This window comes from Salinispora oceanensis (genome assembly GCF_000383575.1).
GTDB classification, from domain to species: Bacteria; Actinomycetota; Actinomycetes; order Mycobacteriales; family Micromonosporaceae; genus Micromonospora; species Micromonospora oceanensis.
Window position 1 is genome coordinate 3598519 of record NZ_KB911579.1, and the last position, 15875, is coordinate 3614393.

12 protein-coding genes are annotated in these 15875 nt (G+C 70.9%); 6 read left to right on the forward strand and 6 right to left on the reverse strand.

Features of this window, described 5'->3' with window-relative positions:
* The first annotated feature begins 65 nt into the window (after window positions 1-65).
* Window positions 66-1004, forward strand: coding sequence for a DUF2332 domain-containing protein (locus tag SALPAC4_RS0116720; RefSeq protein WP_019871293.1), 939 nt, complete (start codon window positions 66-68; stop codon window positions 1002-1004).
* Window positions 1005-1069: 65 nt separating this feature from the next.
* Window positions 1070-1309, forward strand: a complete 240-nt coding sequence (locus SALPAC4_RS0116725) for a DUF5522 domain-containing protein (RefSeq protein WP_019871294.1) — start codon at window positions 1070-1072, stop codon at window positions 1307-1309.
* Window positions 1310-1400: 91 nt separating this feature from the next.
* Here the strand turns inward: SALPAC4_RS0116725 and SALPAC4_RS0116730 are convergent, their stop codons facing one another.
* Complete coding sequence (locus SALPAC4_RS0116730) at window positions 1401-2099, reverse strand: metal-dependent transcriptional regulator (RefSeq protein ID WP_018219090.1); 699 nt, start codon at window positions 2097-2099, stop codon at window positions 1401-1403.
* 355 nt (window positions 2100-2454) lie between these two features.
* Between SALPAC4_RS0116730 and bla the strand changes: the two genes are divergently transcribed.
* Complete coding sequence (gene bla, locus SALPAC4_RS0116735) at window positions 2455-3378, forward strand: class A beta-lactamase (protein WP_033664964.1); 924 nt, start codon at window positions 2455-2457, stop codon at window positions 3376-3378.
* Here the strand turns inward: bla and SALPAC4_RS0116740 are convergent.
* Together SALPAC4_RS0116740 and SALPAC4_RS0116745 are read right to left on the reverse strand one after the other, a co-directional pair.
* Window positions 3375-4295, reverse strand: a complete 921-nt coding sequence (locus tag SALPAC4_RS0116740; protein ID WP_019871296.1) for a serine hydrolase — start codon at window positions 4293-4295, stop codon at window positions 3375-3377. The genes bla and SALPAC4_RS0116740 overlap by 4 nt on opposite strands.
* Complete coding sequence (locus SALPAC4_RS0116745) at window positions 4292-5224, reverse strand: LysR family transcriptional regulator (protein WP_019871297.1); 933 nt, start codon at window positions 5222-5224, stop codon at window positions 4292-4294. The genes SALPAC4_RS0116740 and SALPAC4_RS0116745 overlap by 4 nt, the downstream gene beginning before the upstream one ends.
* A 40-nt stretch (window positions 5225-5264) precedes the next feature.
* Between SALPAC4_RS0116745 and SALPAC4_RS0116750 the strand changes: the two genes are divergently transcribed.
* The 3 genes from SALPAC4_RS0116750 to SALPAC4_RS0116760 all read left to right on the forward strand — a co-directional run bounded on the left by SALPAC4_RS0116750 (window position 5265) and on the right by SALPAC4_RS0116760 (window position 10200).
* Window positions 5265-6131, forward strand: coding sequence for a sulfurtransferase (locus SALPAC4_RS0116750; RefSeq protein WP_019871298.1), 867 nt, complete (start codon window positions 5265-5267; stop codon window positions 6129-6131).
* 149 nt (window positions 6132-6280) lie between these two features.
* Window positions 6281-7462 carry an acetoin utilization protein AcuC gene (locus tag SALPAC4_RS0116755; RefSeq protein ID WP_019871299.1) on the forward strand — a complete coding sequence of 394 codons (1182 nt, stop codon included), beginning with the start codon at window positions 6281-6283 and terminating at the stop codon, window positions 7460-7462.
* Window positions 7463-7491: 29 nt separating this feature from the next.
* On the forward strand, window positions 7492-10200 hold the full coding sequence (locus tag SALPAC4_RS0116760) for a bifunctional acetate--CoA ligase family protein/GNAT family N-acetyltransferase (RefSeq protein ID WP_080640913.1): 2709 nt from the start codon (window positions 7492-7494) through the stop codon (window positions 10198-10200).
* Between the two features lie 53 nt (window positions 10201-10253).
* Here the strand turns inward: SALPAC4_RS0116760 and sigB are convergent, their stop codons facing one another.
* The 3 genes from sigB to SALPAC4_RS25375 all read right to left on the reverse strand — a co-directional run.
* Window positions 10254-11252, reverse strand: coding sequence for an RNA polymerase sigma factor SigB (sigB, locus tag SALPAC4_RS0116765; RefSeq protein WP_019871301.1), 999 nt, complete (start codon window positions 11250-11252; stop codon window positions 10254-10256).
* Window positions 11253-11386: 134 nt separating this feature from the next.
* Complete coding sequence (locus SALPAC4_RS0116770) at window positions 11387-12361, reverse strand: hypothetical protein (RefSeq protein ID WP_019871302.1); 975 nt, start codon at window positions 12359-12361, stop codon at window positions 11387-11389.
* Between the two features lie 137 nt (window positions 12362-12498).
* Window positions 12499-15875 (reverse strand): S8 family peptidase (locus tag SALPAC4_RS25375; protein WP_033775432.1); only part of this gene is annotated, 3377 nt, incomplete at its 5' end.

Here is a 15875-nt window from a genome sequence, read left to right on the forward strand (position 1 = left end):
GGGTCACACGTGGCGGTAGCCGGTGTGGGGCCCTGGACTCTCCTTTGTGGTGCGATCCTGTGGGCATGACGGCAGCCGATACCTATCGCACCTTCGCCACCCGGGAAGCGTGTGGCGTGTCACCGGCGTACGAGCGCTTGGCGCTGGCGGTCTCCGGTGACGCCGAACTGCTCGCGTTGATCGAGCGGCTTCCGCCGCCCAAGCGGCAACCGAACCTGCTCTTCGGTGTGGTGCGGCTGCTCGGTGGCCCGGTCGAGGACCCCGCGGCCTTCCACGCCTACGTCGTCGGGAACTGGCCGACGATCGAGGTGGAGATTCGGCGCAGGGCGACCCAGACGAACGAGGCGGGGCGGTGCGCCGTCCTGCTGCCGCTGCTCGCCGCGCTACCCCAACCACTGGCACTGTTGGAGGTCGGCGCGTCGGCGGGGCTCTGTCTCTACCCCGACCGGTACGCGTACCGTTACGACCGCCAGCTCCTGGGCGGCGCCGGCCGCCCGCTCCTCGACTGCACGCTCACCGGCGCCCTGCCGCCGAGTCGGCTCCCCACCGTGGTGTGGCGGGCCGGGCTGGACCTCAATCCGCTGGACGTGACCGACCCGGACGACCTCGCGTGGCTGGACGCTCTCATCTGGCCGGAGCATGCCCACCGCCGGGCGCGGCTGCGGGCGGCGGCGAACCTGGTCGCGGCCGATCCGCCACTGCTTGTCCGCGGCGATCTGGTGGACGACCTGCCGGCGGTGGCCGCACTGGCCCCACCCGAGGCGACCCTGGTGGTGTTCCACACCACGGTGCTGTACCAGGTGCCGCAGCGCCGACGCCGCGCCTTCGTCGAGGTGGTTCGTGGGCTGCCCGGTAACTGGATCGCCGCGGAGTCTCCGCGAACGCTGCTCTACGACGGATTGCCCGAGCCGCCCGGTGCCGGGTTCAACAATGTGCTCGCGCTCGACGGCACGCCACTGGCCTGGGCCCAGGCGCACGGGCAGGCCGCGGCCTGGTTCGGCTAGCCACCGGCCGTGCCGTGGCGGGTGCGGCGGCGGGGCCGCGACCGGCGGGTCCTACACTGCCCGGCGTGGGTGGGGAGCGAAAACCGTTGGCGAACCGGCCGTTGACCGAGCCGCACCCGTCCCGGTTGCGGCCCGAGGACCCGCAACGCGAGCGGATCTGCGCCGCCCACGCTGCTGCCCTGGCGGCCGGGGAGGCCGGCTACCCCGACCCGACCACCGGTCTGTTCGTGCTTACCGCCGGCTTTCTCGCCCGCCGTGGCACCTGCTGCGGGCGCGGCTGCCGCCACTGCCCGTACCTGGAGTGAACACTCGACCAGGTGGAGGCGACCGGGCCGGCGGCGGGTACCGCGGATCCCGGCCCAACTCGCGAGGTGCATGGCTGCCCGGCAGTGGCGGTCAGCCGGCGGCGACGAAAACGCGGGAGGCCACCTCGCGGGGGAGGCGGACGCGGTCGCCGTAGCGGTCGACCGAGACGCCGTCCCGCTCCTGGGCGACGTTCACCGTGGCGCCGGGGTCGACCCCGGCGGCGTGCAGCTGGCGCAGCACGTCCGCGTTGCTTTGTAGGCTCTCGCAGATCCGCCGGACCACGACCGCGCCGGAGAGACCGGGGAACGCCAGGTTGCGCTCTCCCTCGGCGGGCTCCGTGGCGGAGGGGTCCGCCGATCCCAACGCCTCCAACCCGGGAATCGGGTTGCCGTACGGCGAGCGGGTCGGCCGGTTGAGTAGGTCGTATACCCGCTGCTCGACAGCGTCGCTCATGACGTGCTCCCAGCGGCAGGCCTCCTCGTGGGCCTCCTCGTAGGGCATGCCGATCACGTTGACCAGCAGCAGCTCCGCCAGTCGGTGTTTACGCATCACGGAGACGGCCGCGTCGCGGCCGGTGTCGGTGAGCGTGAGGTGGCGGTCGCCCTCAACGGTGAGCAGGCCGTCCCGCTCCATCCGGGCGACGGTCTGGCTGACCGTGGGACCGCTCTGGCGTAGCCGCTCGGCGATGCGGGCACGCAGCGGCGGCACACCCTCCTCCTCGAGCTCGAGGATGGTCCGTAGGTACATCTCGGTCGTGTCGACCAGTGAGTGCGCGATGATCTCAATCACCCGTTAACGAGAAACAAATCGGACGGCAAGTGTCTCACGCACGACCCCCACTCATCCACGTGACCCGCTACCGCAGGTTGTGGTTGACCATGGCAGTTCCCGATCCGATCTGGGGTTACGCGGTCGCCCGGCCCTCAGGTTCGGCGTGAGGTACGTCGATGTTACCCACCCCGAAGGCGCCGGTCGCCGAGGCCCAACCCCGTGGGCGTGAGCTGGACGGCAGGGACACGTATGCCGGATCAGCATGAACTTCACCCGTTTCGTCTTCGACGGCATCCCTATCCCCCTGTCAAAGTCGAGTCCGGCCCGACCGGCACTCTCCGTGTTCGGGTTAACCACAAGTAGGGGGGTCACGATGACGATTTCGACACGGTGGGTGATCGCCGCCCTCGCCGGGGCGACGGCACTCATCCCGCTGTCCGCCTGCACCACCGCGGACCCGACCGGGGAGGGGCCGCCCGGCAGCGCGGTGACCGTCGGTACCTCAGCCGCTGCGGACCTGAGCCACGAGTTCCGGCAACTGGAGGAGAGGTTCGACGCCCGGCTGGGGATCTACGCGGTCGATACCGGCACCGGTCGGACGGTCCGCTACCAGGCCGACGAGCGGTTCGCCTACGGCTCGACCTTCAAGGCATTGGCCGCCGCCGAGGTCCTCGACGCGACCACCGACGCCGAACTGGACCAGGTGGTGCGGTACTCGGCGGACGATCTGGTGGACTACTCGCCGATCACGGAGCAACACGTCGCCGAGGGCATGACGTTGCGAGCCATCGCCGACGCCGCCGTTCGCTACAGCGACAACACCGCCGGCAACCTGCTGCTGGAGCACCTCGGTGGGCCAGAGCGGTTCGAGCAGGAGCTAAAGGGGATCGGCGACAACGTCACCGACGCGGCTCGCTACGAGACCGAACTCAACGAGGCGACCCCGGGCGACCGGCGAGACACCAGCACCGCCCGAGCCCTGACCGAGGACCTGCAGGAGTACGCCGTTGACGACGCCCTCGATCCCACCGACCGCGACATCCTCAACGCCTGGTTGCGGGGCAACACCACCGGTGGGGAGCTGATCCGCGCCGCCGTCCCCGACGGTTGGGTGGTGGGGGACAAGACCGGAGCTGCCGGGTACGGCACCCGCAACGACATCGCGGTTATCTGGCCGCCGGACCGCGCGCCGATCGTCCTCGCCGTGCTGTCCAGCCGGGACGAGCCGGACGCCAGCTTCGACAACGCTCTCATCGCCGAGGCCGCCGAGGTGGTCATCGCCCAGCTGGGAACCTAACCCCACCACGGCGGGGCGCCCGTGCGCAGGTAGCCGTGCAGCACCCGCGCGACATGCGCCATGGTCGCCTCGCTCCCCGGCTGCGCGACGGCGGGTACGCGGGAGGCGGTCAACGCGGCGACCGCGTACGACTGCCCGTCGGCGTGGTCCACCACCCCCACCTCGTGTCGCAGATGCAGCAGGGTGCCGGTCTTTGAGGACCAGCGCGTGGTGTCGGAGGTGAAGTCGGGTGCGAGTCGATGCCGGAGCACGTTGTCGGCCATCAGGTCGCGCACCCGGGCGGCGGTGGTCTCGCCGATCGCGGTGGGCCGCCAGAGGGCGTGTAGCAGGTCAACGAAGGCCCGGGCCGATCCGGCGTTGGCGCGGGTGACGTCGAGTTGGGCGACCGGGTGGCCGCTGCCAGCGGTCGCGGCGCCGATGGCGAGCGCCTGCGCCAGGTGCGCCTCATCGGGGCGGAGCCGTTCCCGCGGCGTGTCGGTGAGGTCACTGATCCGGTGTCGTATGGCGATGCCCTCAATGCGGAGTCGCCGCAGCTCGGCGGCGACCGCGGCCGGTGGGGTGCGGTCGAACAGGGCGTCGGCGGCGATCCCGTCGCTGACGGCGATGCTCAGGTAGAGCAGGTCGTCCAGGGCGATCCGGGCCGGGTGACGAAACCGGCTTAGCCCGGTGGTGCCCGGTGTGGTGACCAGGCCGGGTGCGATGTCGACCGGCGTCGCCGGGTCGAGCTCCCCGCGCGCCACCCGTTCCAGGACAGCTACCGCCAGCGGCACCTTCACCAGCGATGCCGCCGGAAAGGGGACATCCGCGTCGAGGCCGATCTCGTCGCCGGTGTCGAGGTTGCGGACGAGGAAAGCGCCGTGCAGCCCCGCCTCCTCGAGGAGTTCGCGTGCGTTGCGCAGCACGGCGGAGACACTCATCTCGGCTCCCCGGTCGACGGCTTGTCCGGCAGCCGGTCCCCGGCGGGTTCCGAAGGGCCGGCCGGGGCGCCCAGGCAGCGGGCGATGTCCGAGTGCAGGGCGGTACGCAGCTGTTCGAGGTCCTGGTGTGCGCCGGCGGCGATGTCGTAGCCGCGTTGGAGCCGGGGATCAGCCAGGGTGCACCAGTGCAGCCCGAACTCCTCAGCCTGCTGCGGCGAACAGAGCAGCAGGTCAGGCGAGCTGAGGGCGTGGGCGGCGGCATCGACCAGGGATGGCGTGACCGCCACCTGGGTCGGTGCCAGACCGACGGACTGGCCGGTACGGGTCAGCGGGTCCCGCAGGTGTGCGACATCGTCCTCGGGTTGGATGAGGATCCGTCGTCGCGCCGCCGCGCCGGTTCGGCCGGCGCGCAGGGTCTCCAGGAACACCATCCGGGCGGGGAAGGCGGTCCGGGCGGCCAGCCCGAGCGGAACCCGCCAGACCGCCGCCTCGGCCGGAACCGCGACGATCCCGGCGCTGACCTCCAGGGTCCGACAGAGCTGTTCGCGCCCTGCTGGGTCGGCCGGCCGTACCTCCAGCTGGGTCTGTTGCCGCCGCCCGGCGGCCACCAGGGTGGCCAGGCGGTGGGGTGGGCAACTGTCGGGTACGGCGATTCGCAAGGGGCGCAATCGAGCCCGCTCGGCGTCCTCGGTCATCGCGTCGGCGAGGTCGACCAGGCGGCGTGCCGTGCGCAGCATGTCCTGCCCGAACGGCGTCAACCGGACCGCCCGGGACGACCGGTCGAAGAGCCGGGCGCCGAAGTGTTCCTCCAGGGCGGCGATGCGCCGGCTGGCCACCGACTGGGGAATTCCCGCCGCGGCGGCGCCGGAGGTGAAGCTGCCGTGGCCGCTGACGGCCACGAAGGCCCGGCAGGCGGCCACCACATCCACCCGCCGATTCTATGCATGTGGATGGTGTTGACTGGGCGTCATGTCCGGTATCGAAAACCTGCTGGTCGAGGTAGACCAGCTCGCCGCCGAGATGCGCGGTGACGACCCACCGACCCTGCTCGACGTCCGCTGGCGCCTGACCGGCCCACCCGGGCGCGACGAGTACGCCATCGGGCACCTGCCCGGGGCGGTCTTCGTCGACCTGGACACCGAACTGTGCGGCCCGCCTGGCGTCGCCGGCCGCCACCCGCTACCCGAACCCGCAGCCCTCCAGGCCGCGCTGCGGGCCGCTGGCGTCCGGGCCGGACATCCGGTCGTGGTCTACGACGGTGGGGACGGCATGTCCGCCGCCCGCGCCTGGTGGACGCTGCGCTGGGCTGGTCACCCCTCGGTCCGCCTGCTGCACGGCGGCCATCCCGCCTGGGTGGCGGCGGGGCTGCCCACCTCCACGGAGGTAACCACTCCGCGTCTCGGCGACGTTGCGGTGCGTCCCGGCGCCCTGCCGGTGCTGGTCGCGGCCGAGGCCGCCCGCTTGGCCACGGCCGAGGCGGGGACGCTGGTCGACGTCCGTGCCGCACCGCGCTACCGGGGGGAGACCGAGCCGGTCGATCCGGTTGCCGGGCACGTGCCAGGTGCGGTCAACCTGCCGGCACCGGAGTACGTGACCGAGGGTCGCTTCCCCGCGGCCGATGTGCTGCGGGAGCGGTTTGCCGCCGCCGGAGTGGCTGCCGCCGAGCCGGTCGGGGTCTACTGTGGCTCCGGTGTGACCGCCGCGCAGGCGGTTTTCGCCCTGCACCTGGCCGGTCGCCCGGATGTCGCCCTCTATGTCGGGTCCTGGAGTAACTGGGTCGCCGACCCGTCCCGCCCCGTCGCGGTCGGGCAGGAATCCGGGGTCGCCCCGGCCTGAGCCGCCGCTGCCAGGTCACCCAGGGCGGGTGATCCGAGCCGCGGTGGCCGCTCACTTTCCCGGGTCCTGGCTGCCCACGCCGCGTCGACACCAGCGGCGTGGTCAGCGCGTGCAACAGGTCGGCGGAGTCCTCGTGCGACGATAGGCCCATGTCGGACGACACAGTGGTGGTGTGGGACGAGACACTGCTCTCCTACGACCTCGGCGACCACCCCCTCGACCCGGTACGGGTCGAGCTGACTGTCGCGCTCGCCCGGGAGCTGGGTGTGCTCGGGCGTCCCGGGGTGCGGCTGGTCGAGCCGAAGCCCGCCGACGACGAGCTGTTGGTCCGGGTGCACGAGCCGGCTTACCTGGAAGCCGTGCGAGCTGCCCCGCAGGATCCGCTCTACACCGGGTTCGGACTGGGCACCCCGGACAATCCGGTCTTTTCGAAGATGCACGAGGCCAGCGCGTTGATCACCGGGGCCACCGTCGCGGCAGCGGAGGCGGTCTGGCAGGGCACGGCACGTCGGGCAGTCAATGTGGCGGGCGGGCTCCACCATGCGATGCCCGACCGGGCCGCCGGCTTCTGCGTCTACAACGATCCCGCCGTGGCCATCGCCCACCTGCTCGACCTGGGCGCGCGTCGGGTCGCCTACGTTGACGTGGACGTGCACCATGGCGACGGGGTGCAACAGGCGTTCTGGGATGACCCGCGGGTGCTCACGGTGAGCCTGCACGAGACCCCACTCGCGCTCTTTCCGGGCACCGGGTTTCCCGACGAGACCGGCGGTGCGCAGGCTCAGGGAACCGCGGTCAACGTGCCGCTGCCACCGGGGGTCGAGGACGCTGGCTGGCAGCGGGCTTTCCACGCGATCGTGCCGTCGGTGCTGCGGGCGTTTCAGCCGGAGATCCTGGTCACCCAGTGCGGCGCGGACGCACACCGGCTCGACCCCCTGGCTGATCTGCGCCTGTCGGTGGATGGGCAGCGTGCCACCTACATTGCGTTGCGGGCGCTCGCCGACGAGCTCTGCGCGGGCCGCTGGGTTGCCACCGGCGGCGGGGGATACGCGTTGGTCGAGGTCGTGCCCCGGGCCTGGACCCACCTGCTCGCGGTGGCCACCGGTGAACCGCTCACGCCGGCCACGCTCTGTCCGCCCGCCTGGCGCGAGCTCGCCCAGGTCCGACGTCCGGGGCAGGAGGTGCCGTTGCGGATGACCGACGACGTCAACCCGTCGTACGAGTCGTGGCAGCCCTCCGGGGAGCCGAACTCGGTGGACCGGGCCATTGTGGCCGCCCGTAAGGCGGTGTTCCCGCTGCTCGGGCTCGACCCGTACGACCCGCGCGACTAGGGCCCGGGTCGAGTCACCCGCCGGTCGCGCTGACCTTCGACGACACCGGACCGAACGCGGCCGGGAGGAAGGACGCTCGCGTGACCACAGGTGAACAGCCGGTGGACGTGCTGCTCAGCGACGGCACCACCGTCCAGTTGCGGCCGATCCGGCCAGCGGACGCACCGGGCATCGTCGCCATGCACTCACGTTTCTCCGAGCGCACCCGCTACCTGCGTTACTTCTCGCCGTACCCCCGGATTCCCGCGCGCGACCTGCGGCGGTTCGTCAACGTTGACCACCACGACCGGGAGGCGTTCGTCGTACTGGCCAGCGACCAGATCGTCGCGGTCGGCCGGTACGAGCGGCTGGGTCCAGCCGCCACCGAAGCCGAGGTCGCCTTCGTGGTCGAGGACGCCTACCAGGGCCGGGGAATCGGATCGGTGCTGTTGGAACACCTCGCCGACGCGGCCCGGCGGGTCGGCATCCCGACCTTTGTGGCGGAGGTGCTGCCGGCCAACAACGCGATGCTCCGGGTCTTCGCCGACTTCGGCTATCAGGTGCGGCGTCAGTTTGCCGACGGTGTCGTACACCTGAGCTTCCCGATCGCGCCGACCGAGGCGACCCTTGAGGTACAGCGGGGCCGCGAGCACCGCACCGAGGCCCGGTCGGTCGCCCGGCTGCTCGCGCCCCGGGGAATCGCCTGCTACGGGGCCAGCGCCACCGGGCAGGGGGTCGGGGCGGCGGTCCTCGGGCACCTGCGCGACTACGGGTTCACCGGTGCGGTGGTGCCGGTGCATCCGAGCGCGCGAATGGTGGCCGGGCTGCCCGCGTACCCGTCGGCCGCGGAGGCGGGCTCGCCGATCGACCTGGCGGTGGTGGCGGTGCCGCCGGCGGCGGTCGAGACCGTCGTCGCCGATGCGGCTGAGGCCGGGGCACACGGTCTGGTCGTGATCAGCGCGGGTTTCGCCGAGGCCGGTGCGGACGGCGCGGTCGCCCAGCGCCGGCTGGTTCGGGCGGCCCACGCGGCGGGCATGCGGATCATCGGCCCGAACTGCTTGGGGATGGCGAACACCAGCACCGAGGTACGCCTGAACGCCACGCTGGCCCCGCGGTTGCCGGTCCCCGGTCGGGTTGGTCTGTTCAGCCAGTCCGGCGCGTTCGGGGTGGCGCTGCTGGCCGAGGTGGAGCGGCGGGGACTTGGGCTGTCCAGCTTCGTGTCGGCCGGGAACCGGGCCGACGTCTCCGGTAACGACCTGTTGCAGTACTGGCAGGACGACCCGAACACCGATGTGATCCTGCTGTACCTGGAGACCTTCGGTAACCCCCGTAAGTTCGCCCGACTGGCCCGCGGCATCGGGCGGGAGAAGCCGATCGTCGCGCTGGCGCCGTCGGCCCACGCACCCGGCCCCGGCCCGTCAGCGAGCCCAGCGGAGGTCGCCTCGGCTGCGCCGTCGCCGACGCGGGACCGGTACGCCGCCGGTGTGGCGACGGCGGGTCACGGCGCGGTGGGCCCGGACGCGCCGGGTCCGGACGACGCCGCGATCAGCGCCCTCTTCGCCAAGTCCGGGGTGGTTCGGGTGGATACTGTCGCCGAACTGCTCGATGTCGGCGTGCTGCTGGCCAACCAGCCGCTGCCCGCCGGCGACCGGGTGGGGGTCGTCGGTAACTCCTCGGCGTTAACCGGGTTGGCCGCCTCCGCCGCCACCGCGGTGGGGCTCACCGTCGCCGACGGCTACCCCCGCGATGTCGGGCCAGACGCCGGGGCAGCCGACTTCGCCACCGCTCTCGGCGCCGCCGTGGCCGACGACGGGGTGGACGCCTTGGTGGCGGTCTTCGCCCCGCCGCTGCCGGGCCAGCTGCCCGACGCCGAGACCGACTTCACCTCGGCGCTGCCCGCGGTGCTCGCCGGCGGCAAGCCCACCGTGGCGACGTTCCTGGCCGGACGCGCCCCCTCTGGGGTGCCCGCGTACCCGAGCGTGGAGGAGGCGGTGCGTGCCCTGGGGCGGGTGACCGCGTACGCCGGGTGGCTGCGCCGCCCCACCGGCACGCACCCCGAACTGTTGGACGTGGACCGGAACGCGGCCCAGGCGGCGCTGCGGCCGGAGTCGTTCGACCCGGCCGGGCTGCTCGCCGCGTACGGAATTAACGTGGTGGAGTCGGTGCGGGTGGCGTCGGAGCAGGAGGCCGTCGCGGCGGCGCGAAAGCTGGGGTACCCGGTGGCGATGAAGGCCGCCGCCCCCGGTCTGCGGCACCGGCTGGACCTTGGCGCGGTCCGCCTCGACCTGCCCGACAAGGCGCGGGTGCGACGCGCGTACGCCAAGATGGCGGCGGAGTTTGGTGCGGATGTCCTGGTCCAGCCGATGGTCCCGCCCGGCGTGGCCTGTGTGGTGGAGCTGGTGGAGGACCCGGCGTTCGGGCCGGTGGTGGGCTTCGGCCTGGGGGGTGTCGCCACCGAACTACTCGGCGACCGGGCCTGGCGGGCGGTGCCGCTGACCGACCGCGACGCCGCGGAGTTGGTTGACGAGCCCCGCGCGGCCCCACTGCTGCGCGGTCATCGTGGGGCGGCGCCGGTGGACCGGAAGGCCCTGGCCGAGTTGCTGCTGCGGGTCGGGCGGCTCGCGGACGAGCAACCCCGGGCGCGCACCCTGACGCTGAACCCGGTGCTGGCCCGGCCGGACGGCTTGTCGGTGCTGCACGCCACCGTCCGGCTCGGCTCCGCTACCATCCGTCCCGACACCGGCCCCCGTCGCCTGTGAGGCGAGTCCGTGCGGCTTGGCCTTGAGTGGACGTCCGGAGCTGGTCGCGCGGCCTAGCAGGCGTACGCCTCCAGGCGCTGTGCCCGCTCCGGGGCGCGTAGCTTGTGCAGCGTCCCCTTCTCGATCTGGCGGATCCGCTCCCGGGAGAGGCCGAATTCCCGACCGACCTCGTCCAGGGTGCGCTGCCGACCGTCGTCCAATCCGAACCGGAGCCGGATCACCGCCTGCTCCCGCTGGGACAGGGTGGCGAGCACACCCCGCATTTCCTGGCGCAACTCGCCGCAGCTGGCGGTGTCGTCGGCCCCGGCCGTCGAGTCTGCCGCGGCGACGAAATCAACGAGTGGGCTCTCGCCGTCCTCGCCGACGGTCTGGTCCAGGCTCACCGGCTCCCGGTCGTAGGAGATCAGCTCGATCACCTGGATCTCCGGGATGTCCAACGCCCGCGCCACCTCCATGATCGTGGGTTCGCGGCCCAACGCGACCGACAGGTCGCGCCGGGTCCGCACCATCCGGTTGACCTGCTCGACCATGTGTACCGGGATGCGAATGGTGCGGGCCTGGTCAGCCATGGCGCGGGTGATGGCCTGGCGGATCCACCAGGTGGCGTAGGTGGAGAACTTGTAGCCCTTGGTGTAGTCGAACTTCTCGACGGCGCGGATCAGGCCGAGGTTGCCTTCCTGGATCAGGTCGAGGAAGGCCATCCCGCGGCCGGTGTAGCGCTTGGCGATGCTGACGACCAGGCGGAGGTTCGCCTCCAGCAGATGGTCCTTCGCCGCGCGCCCCTCGGCGGCGACGAGCTCCAGGTCAGCACGGAGTGCGATGGAGACCGGCGTGCAGGTCGCCAACTTGGTCGCGGCGAAGAGCCCGGCCTCGATCCGGCGGGACAGTTCGACCTCCTGGGCGGCGGTCAGCAGTTTCGTCCGGCCGATACCTTGAAGATAGGCCCGGACCAGATCGGTGGAGACACCGCGCTCGTCAGTGGCGTCTAGATCGGTGAGGGTGTCGGCGCCGCTGGTGGGGCGTATCCCGTGATCCATCATCTGCAGAGCCATCTCTCGTCTCCCCGTATCCACGTCTGTGCCGTGAGCCGGCGCGGTTCCGCCGGTTGACAGTCAGCTTGGTGCGTCGGGCGTGAAACGGGAGTGAGGCGCCATCCCCGGCGGGATCGGATCCGGAGTGCTCGTGGTCACACCCAACCTTCTCGGGCGGCGTACCAACCGAGCTGCATCCGGGACTCGGCTCCGGCGAGGTCCATCAGGTGGCGCAGCCGCCGCTGCAGGGTGCGCAGCGACAGGCCGAGCTGGCTGGCCACGACCGCGTCGGTGAGCCCGGCCAGGAGCAGGGTAAGGATCTGGCGGTCCAGGTCGGTTGGGCCGTCGGCCTCCGAGTCCTCGCTCAACGTGCCGGCCGCCGACAGGGTCAGCGGGTGGGCGCATCGCCACACGGCTTCGAACAGCGCGTCCATCGCGGCCAGCAGTCCCGTGCGATGTAGCAGCACCGCACCGGGCTCGCCATCGGTTGCGGCCGTCAACGGGACCAGCGCCAACGCGGCGTCAGCGATAATCAGCTTGATCGGTAGTGACTCCGTCACCCGGATCTGCACACCGTCGCGGAGGGACTCCAGGGTCTCCGCGACCACGCCGGGCTCTGCCAGCGCCGGTCGGTCGATCACCACCCGGAACCGTACGCCTTGTCGCGCTGCCACCGACTCCACCGTGTTGGCGCCCGGTGGTACCGCGACGAAGGGAGGCGTGACGAAGCTGCGAACCTCGCGCCGCGCGGCGTGTTGCACCTGGGCGAACCGGTGACGGATGGCGTCAACTCCGGTGATCACCTCAATCAACTCGCCGAGGGAACGTTCCGCGCTCGCCCCGCGGTACTCCTCGGCGAGCGTGACGAGGGCCAACTCCGCGGCACGCAGCGCGGACTGCTGCTCGCCGATCAGCGCCCCGAGCGCGACCGCGGGCGGTGCCACCGAGAACGCCTCCTCCGATGCCTGCTTGGCCAGGCCGCGGTCGGTGAGGCGGGACAACGCCCCCGCCACGCCCGAGACGGGCATCCGCAGGGCGTCGGCGAGCTCGACCGGTCCGGCCTGCCCCTGCCGGACCAGCAGGCGGTAGATCGCCTCGTCGTCGGGGCTGAATCCCAACACGCCCAGCATGAGTGGCTTCCTCCCTCGGCCCGCTGCGGCATGGTGGGCATGAGCCACCCGGATCCACCTGGAACGGTCGTCCGCGCTGGCCGGAGGCCCCGGCGGGGTCCCCGGACGATACCGGTCCGGGGGCCCCACCGGCCACCTCATCGCAGGCCGTAGGCGCGGATGAGCTCTTGTCGGATGGCGAAGCCGGCGTCGGTTTCGGCGGCGGCGCGGAGTGAGATGAAGCCGTCGGGTTGCTTCGGTAGCTTCAGTGTTCCGGTGTGGCCGTCGCCCGGGGTGAGGGTGACGGGTTGCCAGGTGGTGCCGTCGTCATAGGAGACCTCAAGTTCCACCGAGGTGATGGTGCCGGCACCGGTCGTGCCGGGTCGTGGTCCGGCGGTGATGCTGATTTCTTGGTGGCTGCCGGCCTCGGCATCGCCTCGTAGGTCGGTTTCCAGCTCGTAGTCGAGTTGGAGCAGCGGGATGGGGACCGGGTCGGCTGGGGGAGCCGAGTTGGTGCTGGAGATGAAGTCCCACTCGGTGTGGGTGCGGGTGGAGAGTCGCCACTCGTCTGCCGGGCGCGACGCGTCCAGCACCAGCCGGTAGGGCAGCGTGCCAGCCGGCACCTTCATCAACCCCAGGGAAGCGTGCCGGGTGTTCTCGAACAGGAGGTTGTCGCCCTGGTAGAGCTTCAGGTGCGTCGGCACCACGCGGTACGGGTAGTAACCACCGTGCTCAAGCACGGAGCCCGACGGGCTCCACGTCTGCACCTCGACGCTCATGGTGTCGCCGGCTCGATTGTTCTGCGCACTGCCGTCGGTCCGGCCAAAGGCTGGCCGGACAGCGGGTGCGAACCAGTCCAGGCTGGTGGTTGACCCCTTCTCGTACGAGTTGCGGTGGGAAGCGTCGGTCCAGAAGCGTTGCTGATGGGTCTCGCGCCATTCGACTCCCGGGGTGACCCATTCGGTGCGGGTGCCGGGGTACCACTCCGGCTCAGGGCTCCCGTAAGAGACGGCGAAGGTCAGGTCCTTGCGGTAGCCGTAACCTTCGGTGTCCTTGACGGCGTGGTAGCGGGCGTCGATTCGGGCCAGGTCGTGGTGGCTGGGGTGGTAGGTGAGGGGCTGGTCGGGCACCTGTTCGTGCCAGACCTGGACCAGGTCGTAGATGGTGTCGGGGTACTGCTCCTGGTTGACCTTCAGCGGGGGTATGCCGTGTTCGGCGAGCTTGATCAGGATGTTTCCGACGTCGCGGTGGACGCTGGCGACGGGAATGGGTGCCTTAACAGGAATTGGCGATTCGCCGACCCACTCGTAGAGGATTCCCGGGTTGTCGTTGACGATCAGGAGGAGTGCGACTCCGGCGGCTACCGCGGCGGCGGCCTGGTCGGCCGGGCTGATGTCGTCGCTGCGTTCGATGACGGCGATTTTGCCTTCCGCGTCGAGGTCGGTGTAGTCCTCGGGGGTGCCGGTGCCGGCGTAGACGGGGCGGAGCCACTGATCGCCGGTGGTGATGGTGCTGCCGGGTTGGACGACGGCGTCGATGGGGAGCAGGCCGAGGGCCCGCAGGCTCAGGACCGGCTCACCCTTGCGCCAGCGGGCCCCCAGGTCGAATGAGCTTTCGCTGCCCTTCTCAGTTGGCAGGACGTACAGGTCGTCGTACCGAGGCGGAACCTCGTAGCCATAGTGGAAGGGTTTGTACTCGGGGTGCTCAAGGGTGAAGCTGAGTTGGCGCTGCCGGTCTTCCGTGGCGCGCGGTGTCGCGGTGTCGAGCAGCTGGGCCTGGCTCGCGTCCAGTATCACCTCGGTCGGCTTGTCGAGGACGGTCTCGGGGGTGACCAGCAGGGCGAGGCCCAGCGAATCACTCCGCTCTCCGGCGACGTCAAGCTCGGTGAAAACAGTGTAGAACCCCGGTGGAAGACGTAGCGTTCGCTCGCCGTCCACGTCGGTGTATCCAGGGAATGGATAGTCTGTCGTCTTCACATGAACGCGTGCGCTGGTCGGTTCGCCGTTGCGGTCGCGGAGTTTGATGGTGAGGTCGTAGTGTTCGTCTTCTTTGATGAGGCCGAGGCTGGTGCGGGTGATGGTTTCGCCGGTGGTGGGGTTGGTGCCGATGAGGTAGCCGGTGTGTTCGCCGACGTCGGCTGCCGTTGGGTCGCCGGTTACCGGGACGTCTATCTGGCCTTCGGCGGGGACGGTGACCGTGGGGATGTCGGGGGTGAATGCCTCGTTACCGGTGGTGGTCAGGTCGAGGGTGACGGCGGTGGTGCTGGTGTTGGTGAGGGTGACCGACTTGGTGACGGGGGTGTCGGTGGGTTGGTGTGGCCAGTCGAAGTAGCCGAAGTAGGTGGAGCCGGTGGCTCGTACGGTGGTGTTGACTGCGGCGGCGATGTCGAGTCGGCCGGTGCCGACCTGGTATGCGCTGTAGGTGTCGGCTAGGCCCTGGGTGCTGCTCATGAGGGCGGTTTTGAGTTGTTGGCCGGTCCAGTTGGGGTGTTGTTGGGCGAGGATGGCGGCGGCTCCGGCGACGTGTGGGGTGGCCATGGAGGTGCCGTCGAGGCTTTGGTACATGCCGTCGCCGGTGCTGTGTTGGGAGCGGGCGGCGTTGATGGCGACGCCGGGGGCGGTGAGGTCAGGTTTGAGTGCGCCGGTGCGGGCTAGTGGTCCGACGCTGGAAAAGCCGGCGAGTTGGTCCTGTTTGTCGATGGCGCCGACGGTGAGGGCACTTTCGGCGGTGCCGGGGGTGCCGATGAGTCCGCCGTTGTTGTTGCCGGCGGCGATGACGAAGAGGGTGTCGTGTTGTGCGGAGAGGGTGTCCACGGCGAGGGTCAATGGGTCGAGTCCGTCGGTGCGGGAGGAGTCGCCGAGGCTCAAGTTGATGATGTCGGCGCCGGATTCGGCGGCCCACTGCATGCCGGCGATGACCCAGGAGTCCTGGCCGGTGCCTTCCTCGCTGAGCACTTTGCCGATGAGGAGGTCGGCTGCGGGGGCGACGCCGGTGTTGTCGCCGTTGGAGGCCGCACCGGTGCCGGCGACGGTGGAGGCGACGTGGGTGCCGTGCCCACTCAGGTCGGTGGTGTCTTCGTCGGGTACGAAGCTCACCATGTCCTGGATCTGATCGGTTAGGTCGGGGTGGGTGGGGTCGATACCGCTGTCGAGGACGGCGACGGTGGCGCCGTCGCCGTCGTAGCCGGCCTCCCACGCTTCGGGGGCGCCGACCTGGGGGACGCTCTCCGCCAGGTCAGCGTGGACCTGGCCGTCGAGCCAAAGCTTGGCGCCGGTGCTTTCGCGGTTCGCGCCGGAGCTGGCGGTGATGGTGGTCCAGAGGGTGCGGGTGTCTTCCTTGTTGGTGGTGAGGGCGTGGCCGTTGATGGCGGGTAGGTCGTGGGTGAGGGTGGCGCCGGCCGGTGCGGCGGTGGTGCGGGCTGCTGCTTCCGGGTAGGTGGCGATTAGCGGTATGTCGGTGGTGTGGGCGTCGTCGTAGCCCATGTCGATGAGGTCGGTGACGTTGAACAGTCGTTGGTCGAGTCGGTCGTCGGCGA